Source organism: Candidatus Binatia bacterium (genome assembly GCA_023150935.1).
Classification (GTDB): domain Bacteria; phylum Desulfobacterota; class Binatia; order HRBIN30; family HRBIN30; genus JAKLJW01.
The window spans coordinates 1-11,067 of record JAKLJW010000070.1; the positions used below are offsets into that span (position 1 = coordinate 1).

Sequence of the window (11,067 nt, forward strand, 5' to 3'; positions counted from 1 at the left end):
GGGGCGAACGGGCTGGTTGTTCGCTTTGGGTTGCGGGCGGTAGCCCGCGCTGAGCGACGGACGACGAGTCCTCTACCCGACCAGCCTCAGCTTCGCATGGGCGTCGAGCATCTTCTCGCGGATCGGCACGCCGGCAGGACAGGTCGCCGTGCACGGCGCTGTGCAGGTCGCGCACGCGCTCGCACCGCGGTCGAGGCGCGCGTAGAGGCGCATACCTTCCTTCTCCCAGCCGTAGTCCTGGAAGTACATGCGGTAACGCATGATGTCATTGATCGGCAACCCCTCGGGACAACTGCTCAGGCAGGCCCCGCAATGCGGCTGACAGTAATCGCCGGCCACCAGGCGGTCGTACTTCTGCAACCGCGCCAGGTCGTCCGGGCGCGGCCGGGTGCCCGAGGCGGCAACATACTCCTCGACCTGATCGTGGGTGGCGATCGAGATCACCAGGCAGGACACGCACGGGTTCGACAGCACCCAGCGAAATGCCGCGTGGGAGTATGCACCCGAATCGTCACGGAAGCCGGCCAGGTTCTCGTGCTTGGCACCTTTCAGGGTCTTCATGGCAACGATACCGATATCCTGCGCCTTCGCCTTCTGCAGGATCGCTTCCATCTGCGACCACATGCCGTGGTGATAAGCCAGCATCATCACGTCGAAGCGCCCGGAGTCGATGGCCGCGTTGGCCACCGCCTCGAGATTCGGCGTGTGCGTGCTCACTCCCATGAACCGTGCCTTGCCCTGCTCCTTGAGGCGATCGAACGCCTCGTGGATGTTGGGCGCGAGCAGCCGCTCCACGCGGTCGCAGGAATGAATGTGGATCAGGTCGACGTAGTCCGTCTGTAAGCGGCGGAGACTGGCCTCGACGGCTTCCATCACCTTCGGCACCGGCGTGTCATTGGGCAGATGCCCGTCGGCGACGCAAAACTTGGTCGCCAGAAACACCTTGTCGCGCCGGCCCTTCATCGCTTCCCCCAGCACTCGTTCCGACCCGGTCTGCGCGTAGTCGGGGGCGGTGTCGAAGTAGGTGATGCCACGGTCGAGCGCTGCCCGGGCAACCGCGACGTCGCTGATGCGTCCGGAACCCAGGGATATGTCCGACACCATCGCGTTAGTGCGCCCCAGCCGGCGATAACTGACGATCCGTGCATCGCGCCAGGCGTCCGGCCGGTTCTTCGCGTCCTTCTCGACCTCCGTGAAGAACATACTCCGCGCTACCGGAACCCACCCCAGGTTGCGGCCGACGGCCAACCCGAAACCGCCCGCAATCGCGCCGATGCCGGTGCCGGCGGCGCCCATGGTCCGCAGCACCGCACGCCGCGTCGGTGCGGCGGCGAGACGTTCCGAACGCGCCTGCGCCAGCGCCTCCAGCAGCCAGCCGGGGGCCGGCCCGCCGCATTTCTCGCACACCTGTTGCCGCCAACGCGCGAACCCGGCGATGACCGCGCAAACCAGGACCACGGCCGGAACCGCGACCTTCCAGCCCGGCAACAGACTGCGCTGCACCCCCTCGACCAGGTCGTGGAGGTACTGCCCACCGAAAACATAGGCCAACCCGAACCCCAGCAAGTACAGGCCGACAACCGGCAAACGGCGCACGCGGACCACCCGGTCCACCCGCTGCGCATTGCATCGCGGACAGGTCATTGCGTAAGCCTCCTGCTCTAAGTGACGATGAAACGATACCGGGGCGACCGCGGGGAGTCTATGGAGGGCTTGGGGGGGGGGGCGGAACTTCGGCGGGGCGAGTTACACGAGCCAGAGCCACCGGATCGCACCGCCCGTCGCTCCGACTCCGAACACGGGCTCGTGTAACTCGCCCTCCGACCCATTTCGCCCCGAGGAGATCAAGACCCCAGGACCCCAGGACCTCACGCCCAATTTGTCTCCCCCCGCCACCCTGTGGTAGTTGCCGCCCATCGTCCATGGACCGCGCCAGCAACAGCGCCCGCTACATCGTCGTCGAGGGACCGATAGGCGTCGGCAAGACGACCCTGGCCCGTCTGCTCGCCGACGCGTTCGACGCCCGATTGGTGCTCGAACAGGTCGACGACAATCCGTTCCTGCGCCGGTTCTACGAGGACCCGGGCGGTTACGCCTTTCAGACCCAGCTCTACTTTCTACTCAGCCGCTACCGGCAGCAGCAGCAGCTTGCCCAGCAGGACCTGTTCAACCAGAGCACCGTCGCCGACTATTTGTTTGCCAAGGACCAGATCTTCGCCCAGGCGAACCTCGATGCCGAAGAACTCGCTCTCTATCGCCAGCTCTTCCATCTACTCGACGCCCGCTTGCCAAAACCGGATCTCGTAGTGTACTTACAGGCTTCCGGCGACGTGCTCTACGAACGGCTGCGCCGGCGCGATCGGGATTACGAGAGACGCATATCGCCCGAATACTTGGAAAGAATAGCGGAGACGTATCGGGACTTTTTCTTTGCGTACGATGAAACACCCCTGCTGGTGGTCAACAGTTCCGCGGTGGACTTCGTCGCTCACTCGGACGAGTTGGCCGACCTGATCCGCGAGATCAGGAGCATGGGGCGCGGTGTGCAACATTATATTCCGCTTGGATCCAGATAACCCCGGCCGGCGCCGGAGTTAGGACCGAGACGGAGCGTCCCCGACACGGATCGGGGATTCGCAGCCATCGGAACGGCGTGTGCCGGGCGACAACAGGTGTCGACCCGGGACCCCACGGGCGGACCGAAGCTACGAAGCGGCACTATGCCAGCCCTCCGGCTGCGGTCGAGTCGGAGGGCTTTTCTATTATGGAGCGCAAAATCACGGTCCCGGAACTCGTGAGGCGCAAAGGCAGCAGCGACCCCATCGTGGCGCTGACCGCCTACGACTTCCCCTTCGCGCGCATTGCCGACCAGGCGGGCGTCGACCTCCTGCTGGTGGGCGACTCGCTCGGCATGGTCGTCCAGGGCATGGACACCACCCTGCCGGTGACGATGGACGAGATGGTCTACCACTGCCGCATGGTGGCGCGCGGCCGTCAGCGCGCCTTGCTGGTCGGCGACCTGCCGTTCCTGTCCTATCAGGTGTCGACTGCCGAGGCGGTGGCCAATGCCGGGCGCCTGCTCAAAGACGGCGGTGCCGAGGCGGTGAAGCTCGAGGGCGGGATCGCCATGGCCGAAACGATCCGCGCCATCAGCGGCGTCGACATCCCGGTCATGGGTCACATCGGCCTGACTCCGCAGTCCGTGCACCGCATGGGCGGGCACAAGGTTCAGGGCCGCAAGCGCGGCGACCGACCCGGCGAACGCGACCGGGTGATCGAGGATGCGCTCGCCGTCGAAGAAGCGGGCGCCTTTGCCGTCGTGCTCGAAGGGATCCCCATGGACCTCGCCGCCGAGATCACCGGCCGCCTCTCGATCCCCACCGTCGGCATCGGCGCCGGCCCCCACTGCGACGGCCAGATCCTCGTGCTCCACGACGTCCTCGGGCTCTGTGACCGGACCTCGCCGCGCTTCGCGAAACGCTACGCCGCGCTGTGGGACACCGCCCGCGACGCCATCGGAGCCTATGCCGCCGAGGTGCGTACGCGGCGCTTCCCAACCGAGGCGCACGCCTTCCGTTCCCTTGCGAGCGTTCCCCGGGGGGATCGGATCCTGGCGGACGCGTAGCGGAGCCGGACAAGGAGGCAAGGAGTCGAGAACTCGAAGGTCCGCGGCGCCGAGGAGTTACAAGGCCAGACCGGCGTTCTTCAGACGCAGAGCGACCCCACCCCTCGGCTTATCGACGGCTCGACCCGCCAATGGACGTCCTCAACGCCGTAACCGCCATGCAGCAGTGGTCCGAGGCCCGGCGCGCCGCCGGTCGCCGCATCGGCTTCGTGCCGACCATGGGCTATCTGCACGAAGGGCATCTGAGTTTGATCCACGAAGCGCGGCGGCGCAGCGATTGCGTGGTCGCATCCATCTTCGTCAATCCGCTGCAGTTCGGCGCCCACGAGGATCTGACCAGATACCCGTCGGGCATTCCGCGAGACACCGAATTGCTCGCCGGCGCAGGCACGGATGTCCTCTTCCTGCCGGCGGTCGAGGCCATGTACCCGCCCGGCGCGCAGACGACCGTAGTTGTGGATCGACTGACCCGCGGCCTGTGCGGCGCCAGTCGCCCGACGCACTTCCGCGGCGTGACGACGGTGGTGGCCAAGCTGTTCAACATCGTAAAACCGCACGTCGCCGTCTTCGGCCGCAAGGACTACCAGCAATACGCGGTCATCAAGCGCATGGTCGCCGACCTCGACTTCGACATCGAGATCGTCGGCGCTCCGCTGGTGCGCGAAGCGGACGGACTCGCGATGAGTTCGCGCAACGCCTACTTATCGACCGCCGAGCGCAAGGCGGCCCTCTGCCTCTCGCGCGCACTGCGGCACGCGGCGGCGCTGGTCGACGCCGGCGAAACCGATGCGGGCAAGGTGCTCGACGGTGTGCGCGAGCGTATCGGCAGCGAACCGCTCGCCCATCTCGACTACGCCGAGCTGGTCGATGCCGACACCCTGGAAGCGGTGGCGGCGGTAAGCGGCCGCACCCTGCTCGCCGTGGCCGCGTTCGTGGGCAAGACCCGCCTCATCGACAACCTCGTCCTGAACGAACCCGCGGACAACCGGCGATGACCACCGACCGATCCCGCGGCCGCGACAGTTGGGATTCGAAAACCCGGATCGAGGACTTTGGAATCGAGACTTGCGACCTGGAACTTTCCACCGGAGGCAACTGAGATGCGCACCATGCTGCGAGGCAAGATCCACCGCGCCACGGTAACCGGCGCCGACTTGCACTACGAGGGCAGCGTTACAATCGACGTCGATCTGCTCGAGCGAGCCGACATCCTGCCCCACGAGCAGGTGGATATCTGGAACGTCACCAACGGCGAGCGCTTCACGACGTACGCCCTCGCCGGGCGGCGCGGTTCGGGCGTGGTGTGCATCAACGGCGCCGCGGCTCACCGAGCCAGCCGCGGCGACCTGGTCATTATCGCCGCGTGGGCCGCAGTTCGGGATGACGAAGCCCGGGCCTGGACACCGCGTTGCGTCTTCGTCGACGCGCGCAATCGCCCGGTAACGGAACGCGGCGAGCGCGCCGGGCAGGCCGAGGTGGCGGACGCGTGGGGGTGAGGAGGCCTCACCTGCCCGCGAAGCGCGGCGCCCGTTTTTCCATGAACGACTGAATGCCTTCCATAAAGTCCTGCGAGCGGAAGAGCAGCATGAGTTGCATGAGCACGTGGTGCGAGTGCGACTCGAAGTCCTGCGAGAGCCCGTGGCGGTAGAGGCGTTTCATCGCCTGGATGGCCAGCGGGGCGTTGTTGGCGATTTTGGTCGCCCAGTCACGCACTTCGTCCAACAGCCGATCGGCGGGCACGACCTTGTTGACCAGCCCGAGCTCAAGAGCGCGCAGTGCCGGCAGGTCGTCGCCCAGGAAACCTATCTCGCAGGCCTTCGCCCAGCCGACGAGCCGCGGCAGGTACCAGGTCCCGCCGCTTTCCGGAATGACCGCGCGGCGGGCAAAGCCCGGAATCAGCTTCGTCGCCTCGCTCATCACGCGCATGTCGCACCCGAGGGCGAGGTCGAGACCGTAACCGGCCGCCGGACCGTTGATGGCGGCGATGATGGGCGTGTCGAGTTCGTTGAGCACCGTGGTCGGCAGGTTGCGCGTGTTGAAGTGCTGCGCCCCACCTCCGGGAGAGAGCACGCCAGTGCCGCCGATGCCCTTCCCAGCCGCGGCATCCTTCAGGTCCAGACCGCTGCAGAAACCACGCCCGGCCCCCGTGAGAACGATGACCCGAACGTCGGTATCGGCGTCGGCTTCGCCGAGGCGCTGCGTCAACAGATCGAGCATCTCGAAACTGATGGCGTTCAGCCGCTCCGGGCGGTTCAGGGTTATGGTCGCGACGTGGTCGGCCTTGTCGTAGAGCAGGTCTGGCATGTCGGGTCCTCCAGGCTAGGCAACTGCCTGCGACGCAAGCCTGGGTCAAGGTACGCGCCCGGCGCGCCGCGGCCGGTTAGCGGGTAACCGGCGGGTCACGATATGTTCGGTTTACGTGGGCCGGGCGCTGGAGTATACGCGGCGCCGTGGCGGACACCGAAGGGCGGTTTCACCTCCCGCGCCGCTCTCGCCCGTTCTTCGCTGGCGGCATTGAGCCCGTCTACCTGGTTTGCCTTGCTCCCGGCTACAAGCCCTATAGGGGTGGCGGCGTCGAGCCACAGCCTCCAATCGTGCGTCTTCGACCACTGACTCAAGAAGAGCGGCACCTGGGCGCGAGCGGAAGTGCGTGGGTTGGGTCGATTCCGGACACGATGCTTCGCTCATTCGAGACTTCTATCAACGTGCCCCGCGAACAGATGGGACTCTCGCCGATCAAGTTCGCATCTGGGGACTTGGATCCGAGGCAGCCATGACATCGACGAGGCTTACTTCGCTTATAGGCCTGAGCGGCCCGTGCACATGGGGTCACATCGTGCGAGTACGTCAGTCTGCATCAGTTAAGGTCCTGATCTCCGTCATCCCCCCCCCCGAACAGGTTTCGCGCTAGCGTTCGCCCGGCCTGGAGGGGTGATCATGCGGCAAACGACCGGACGTGGGCGATCGCAGGGTACAGCCGCAAATGCTGGGGGTCGCACTGCGCGACGGCGAGCCCGTGCGAAGGATCGGCGGCGCCGGCGGTGGCGGCTCGGAGCGGCGATCTTTCTGACACTCGTCGTCGGTGTGACGGCATACTTGGTGGCGCCGTTGGGATCGGGAGTGCGCCCCGCACTTGCGCAGGTTCTGCGCGGGATGCGCACACCGCCCCGCTTGCTCACCGAAGCCGAGGTTGAAGCCGGCCTTGTGCATCGACTGGAGGCGATGCGGCAACGGCGGGTGTATTTGGTGGAACGTGCCGCCGAACGCCAGGCGGCGGCCGGAGAACGTCGATCGCCGGCTTCCGAGCGGCAACCGCTGCCACGCAATCCGGAACCGATTCCCGGCGACGGGTCGACGCCGTTTACCGGCCTGGCGCAGGCACCCGAGGCCAGCCTGTTCGTCGGCGCGGCGACGACGTCGATCCCGATCGAGGTCCCCCCGAGCCGGAAGGGCATGACGCCGAAGCTCGCCCTCATTTCTTAATCGCCGGGTTCGGCCGTGGAGAAGTGCTGGAGTTTGCTCAACCGCGAGCGCGCGCATCGCCGAGAATGCGATGTAGTAGCGACTTCGAGCCCTTGTTGGGCTTGCGGCGACGGCCGTAGAATGGGCGCGCAGCGGAGGTGGGGCGCTGTATATCTGGCAGTCGGTAAGACACAAATGGGGGCAAGACAGATGGGGCTGGCGGTTGGAGGCTGGGGCTTCGTTGAGCGAACCTGAGCCATTTCGGGCCCCTGGCGAGGTGCCTCCCCCTCGGGACCGTACCGGGGCGTCGAGGACCGGCGCGCCCCATCGGGATGCAGAGCGTTTGTGCGGGCTATCCGCCGACGGTGAAAAAGGGTGCGATCGCGTTGGCGAAAGCCTGCATTTGCCCGCGGGTACGCGGTGGACTAGACTAACAAAACTTAGTCCGCTGGAGGGCGCGATGCGCACGGTCAATATTCACGAAGCCAAGACCCAGCTCTCGCGGCTGGTCGATCGGGCGGCGAAGGGCGAGCCCTTCGTCATCGCCAGGGCCGGCAAACCGCTGGTGAAGGTCATGCCGCTGGATGCGCCGGAAGCGGGCGAGAAGAAACGCCTCGGCTTCATGGCCGGGCAGATCAGCGTGCCCGACGATTTCGACCGTATGGGCGCGGCGGAAATCGAACGGGTCTTCACCGGCTCATGAAGCTGCTGCTCGATACGCACCTGCTGTTGTGGGCCGCCGGCGCGCCGAAGCGCTTGCCGGCGGTTGCACGCAAGCTGATCAACGATTCGCGCAACGAACTGCTGTTCAGCGTGGCTAGCCTTTGGGAAATCGTCATCAAGCGCAGCCTCGGGCGGGACGACTTCCGCGTCGATCCGCGCGTGCTGCGCCGCGGCCTGCTCGACAACGGCTACGCCGAACTGGCCATCCGCGGCGAGCATGCGCTGGCCGTAGACAGCCTGCAGCCGATCCACAAGGACCCGTTCGACCGGCTGCTCCTTGCCCAGGCGCAGGTCGAGAGCGTAACACTCCTCACGGCCGATCCGCTGCTGGGGCGATATCCGGGCCCGATTCGCTGCGTTTGACAGTGGCCAGAACGTAGTCCAAATCGCCCCTTTACAGGCCAGAGAGAGGGGTGCGGAGGGACGGTGCGCGATTCGGACAGTTCTGCCGCCGGACCCCCGCTTTCGCCAGGGTGACGGATTCCGTCGTGTCCTCATCGGGTTGCGGACTAAGCCCGCGCTGAGGGTTGAGCGTTCCTCCCTGGCGGATGCTACCGTGCCGCCGATGGCCGACACCAGGGAACGTTTGGCTGCGCAGCGCGATGTCGCCGTGAATCGCCGGGCGCGGCACGATTACTTCATCGAGGAAACCATCGAGGCGGGGCTCGTGCTGACGGGCAGCGAGGTGAAATCGCTGCGTGACGGCAAGGCGCAGCTCAAGGACAGCTACGGGCGCATCAGTCGGGGCGAGGTATTCCTGTTCAACGCTCACATCAACGAGTACACACCGGCATCGCGCTTCGGCCACGATCCGCGCCGAACCCGCAAGCTGCTGCTGCACCGGCGCGAGATCGAGAGACTCGGCGGCAAGATCAAAGAGAAGGGACTGACTCTGGTGCCGCTGCGGATCTACTTCAAACACGGGCGCGCCAAGGTCGAACTCGGACTCGGTCGCGGCAAGAAACTCTACGACAAGCGCGAGGCCATTAAGGAGCGCGAGACCAGGCGCGAAGTCGAACGCGCCGTCAGGGGGCGGTGAGAACGCCGGCCTCCGGGAGCCCCTTCGCCACCGGCCCACCTGCGACGGTACGGCGCAACCCGGCGCGCCGCACCGCGCGCAGTTGCACGGGACCGAACGCCAGCGGTATCGCCCCGACGATGCCATGGAACAGCGCCACGAACCCGAGCACCAGCGACAGCACCAGCGCCGCCTCCGTTTCGACGCCGAGCGCCGGCAGAACCGACACCATCACGCTTTCCCTTATTCCCCAGCCGGCGATCGAGAGCGGCACCGCCGAAACCAGCATGACCAGCGGCACCAGCACCAGGCAGTCGCGCAGATGGACCGGCAAGCCCATGTCTCGCGCAACCATCCACAGCGCCCCGGCCCCGGCAACGTGCGCTGCCAGCGACATGCCGTTGACCCGCGAACCCGTGCCCGGCGCCAGCAGCACCGCACGCGCCGTTGCCGACAACGTCGCCATCTCGGCCAGCAGCCGCCAGCGCCGCCAGCGCGCGGGCATGGCATCGCCGCCGAAGAGCGCCACGGTGCCGACAAGACCGCCGGCCAGAACCGCGAAGATGGCGCTCAACGCACCGGCATCGTCGAACCGAATCAATATCCACGGCACGCCCGCAACCAGCATGAAGACCAGCACGACAACGGCGCTTGCCCGATCGAGGAACACGCCCCGCAAGGCCGCTCCGCCCGAGTGACCCTCTTGATACAACCAGTAAGCGCGGTAAGCGTCGCCCCCGACGAACGACGGAAACGCCTGCCCGAGACACAACGCACCGTACGATACGTGCAGACCCCGCCAGAACCCGAACCCCCGGCCAAGCTGCCGCTGAATCCAGATCCACCGCTGCACACAGAGCGCCTTCTGCAAGAAGGCCACACCGAGCGCGACCAGAAGCGAGACCGCACTCAGCGATTCCACTGCCCTGCCGATTGCCGTCAGGTCGACTCGCCGGCCAATCAACGCCACGAGACCAACCGAGACGCCCAGCCTGATCAGCAGAGAAGCGGAGTAGCGCAGCCTCATAGCTTCATCCGTCGAGCACCGTTCCCGCACGTGCCCCCTCGTTCCGCATCTTGGTGGGGGCATTATCGAAAGTCAAAGCGCATCGTGCGGGGCTGACACATGGATCGTCCGCCGGCGGCACGGCACGCCCCATTGACCGGCGTTCCGTGCCGGCACGTCGATTACCCACCCCAAATCGCACCGCCGTCCGAACGCCGGGTCAGCGACTTCCCGATCGACGCGCCGGCACGACCTGAGGCTACCAATCGGGGCACGCCGTGCCGTATCGCGACGACGGGGCAGGCTGTCCATCAAATAATTGATCTTTTCTCTTTACTGAGTCCGCGGGACTGTGGTAACGAATCGAAACGCTAGGGGATGCCTACGCGGCGAGAAGCCGCGGACACAGGGGGCAGGATGGTCGGAACGCACAACCTTCTACACACAAGCCGCGGCGGAGGCGCGCCCACGCGGTTGTGCCCCTGTGCGGCGATCGCGGCCCGGACGCGCACGGTAAAGGAGGCGAGATGAGCGGGAAGAAAACGGAACTCCCCTCACTGCGGAAGAGCCCCCTCGAGTTCTTGAGCCGCGACGAGGCACGCCAGGCAATCAACCCCGACGCTACGCTCGATGCCTCGGATGCAGCAGAGGCCCTACGCACCCAACCGCACAATGAAAAGATGCTGCTCGCGCAGCACATGTCGCATGCCAGTCACGGTTCGCACGGTAGCCACGGCTCTCATGGCAGCCACGGTTCGCACGGCAGTCACGGTTCCCACGGTAGCCACGGTTCCCACGGTAGCCACGGTTCCCACGGCAGCCATGGTTCCCACGGCAGTCATGGTTCGCACGGCAGTCATGGTTCGCACGGTAGCCACGGTTCCCACGGCAGCCACGGTTCCCACGGGTCGTGGTAGGCACGCGACTATATTCGGTAGCGAGAGGAATTTTCCCGGGGGGATGTAAGGCAGTTGGGTAGCGGCAAGAAGAATAAGGTTAGCCAGGGCCGAATCCGAGAAGTCAAACCGAGCAGCTAACGATTACCGATTCGAACTGGAAGCGGGCATCGTCATCGTGCGGGCACGATGACATTGGTGCCGGGCGGGACTCGTTAAGGAGGTGCGAAATGCTTTCGCGACGTGAACTGGTGAGTCGGCTTGCCGCCGGGGCGGCGGTAGCCGCGGCGGCCGGCGCCGGGACGGCAGGGGTGGCGCTGGCACGCAGCCGGGGCGC

12 protein-coding genes are annotated in these 11,067 nt (G+C 66.1%); 8 read left to right on the forward strand and 4 right to left on the reverse strand.

What is annotated here, in order from left to right:
* Nucleotides 1-72: 72 nt before the first annotated feature.
* Nucleotides 73-1,644, reverse strand: a complete 1,572-nt coding sequence (locus L6Q96_22310; GenBank protein ID MCK6557283.1) for an aldo/keto reductase — start codon at nt 1,642-1,644, stop codon at nt 73-75.
* Between the two features lie 278 nt (nt 1,645-1,922).
* Between L6Q96_22310 and L6Q96_22315 the strand changes: the two genes are divergently transcribed.
* The 4 genes from L6Q96_22315 (at nt 1,923) to L6Q96_22330 (ending at nt 5,121) form a co-directional block, all read left to right on the forward strand.
* Nucleotides 1,923-2,576 (forward strand): deoxynucleoside kinase, encoded by a 654-nt coding sequence (locus L6Q96_22315; GenBank protein ID MCK6557284.1) that lies wholly within the window; start codon nt 1,923-1,925, stop codon nt 2,574-2,576.
* 188 nt (nt 2,577-2,764) lie between these two features.
* Nucleotides 2,765-3,625 carry a 3-methyl-2-oxobutanoate hydroxymethyltransferase gene (gene panB / locus L6Q96_22320; protein ID MCK6557285.1) on the forward strand — a complete coding sequence of 287 codons (861 nt, stop codon included), beginning with the start codon at nt 2,765-2,767 and terminating at the stop codon, nt 3,623-3,625.
* A 131-nt stretch (nt 3,626-3,756) separates the two neighbouring features.
* Nucleotides 3,757-4,620: a pantoate--beta-alanine ligase gene (gene panC / locus L6Q96_22325; GenBank protein ID MCK6557286.1), complete on the forward strand. Its 864-nt coding sequence runs from the start codon at nt 3,757-3,759 to the stop codon at nt 4,618-4,620.
* 105 nt (nt 4,621-4,725) lie between these two features.
* Nucleotides 4,726-5,121, forward strand: coding sequence for an aspartate 1-decarboxylase (locus tag L6Q96_22330; GenBank protein ID MCK6557287.1), 396 nt, complete (start codon nt 4,726-4,728; stop codon nt 5,119-5,121).
* A 7-nt stretch (nt 5,122-5,128) separates the two neighbouring features.
* On the opposite strand, the gene L6Q96_22335 is transcribed toward L6Q96_22330, so the two are convergent.
* Nucleotides 5,129-5,929: an enoyl-CoA hydratase/isomerase family protein gene (locus tag L6Q96_22335; GenBank protein ID MCK6557288.1), complete on the reverse strand. Its 801-nt coding sequence runs from the start codon at nt 5,927-5,929 to the stop codon at nt 5,129-5,131.
* An 849-nt stretch (nt 5,930-6,778) separates the two neighbouring features.
* Here L6Q96_22335 and L6Q96_22340 point away from each other — a divergent pair.
* The 4 genes from L6Q96_22340 (at nt 6,779) to smpB (ending at nt 8,849) form a co-directional block, all read left to right on the forward strand.
* A complete protein-coding gene (locus L6Q96_22340) occupies nt 6,779-7,108 on the forward strand; it encodes a hypothetical protein (GenBank protein ID MCK6557289.1) in 330 nt (109 codons plus the stop codon).
* A 439-nt stretch (nt 7,109-7,547) separates the two neighbouring features.
* Entirely contained in the window at nt 7,548-7,790 is a 243-nt protein-coding gene (locus L6Q96_22345; protein MCK6557290.1) for a type II toxin-antitoxin system prevent-host-death family antitoxin, read from the forward strand.
* Nucleotides 7,787-8,173, forward strand: a complete 387-nt coding sequence (locus tag L6Q96_22350; protein ID MCK6557291.1) for a type II toxin-antitoxin system VapC family toxin — start codon at nt 7,787-7,789, stop codon at nt 8,171-8,173. Before L6Q96_22345 ends, L6Q96_22350 begins: the two co-directional genes overlap by 4 nt.
* A 202-nt stretch (nt 8,174-8,375) precedes the next feature.
* Nucleotides 8,376-8,849: an SsrA-binding protein SmpB gene (gene smpB, locus L6Q96_22355; GenBank protein ID MCK6557292.1), complete on the forward strand. Its 474-nt coding sequence runs from the start codon at nt 8,376-8,378 to the stop codon at nt 8,847-8,849.
* On the opposite strand, the gene L6Q96_22360 is transcribed toward smpB, so the two are convergent.
* The gene (locus tag L6Q96_22360) at nt 8,836-9,855 is read right to left on the reverse strand and encodes a flippase-like domain-containing protein (GenBank protein ID MCK6557293.1); all 1,020 of its coding nucleotides are present in this window, start codon (nt 9,853-9,855) and stop codon (nt 8,836-8,838) included. The two genes, smpB and L6Q96_22360, sit on opposite strands and share 14 nt — an antisense overlap.
* Before the next feature lie 632 nt (nt 9,856-10,487).
* The gene (locus tag L6Q96_22365; GenBank protein ID MCK6557294.1) at nt 10,488-10,694 is read right to left on the reverse strand and encodes a hypothetical protein; all 207 of its coding nucleotides are present in this window, start codon (nt 10,692-10,694) and stop codon (nt 10,488-10,490) included.
* Nucleotides 10,695-11,067: the final 373 nt, after the last annotated feature.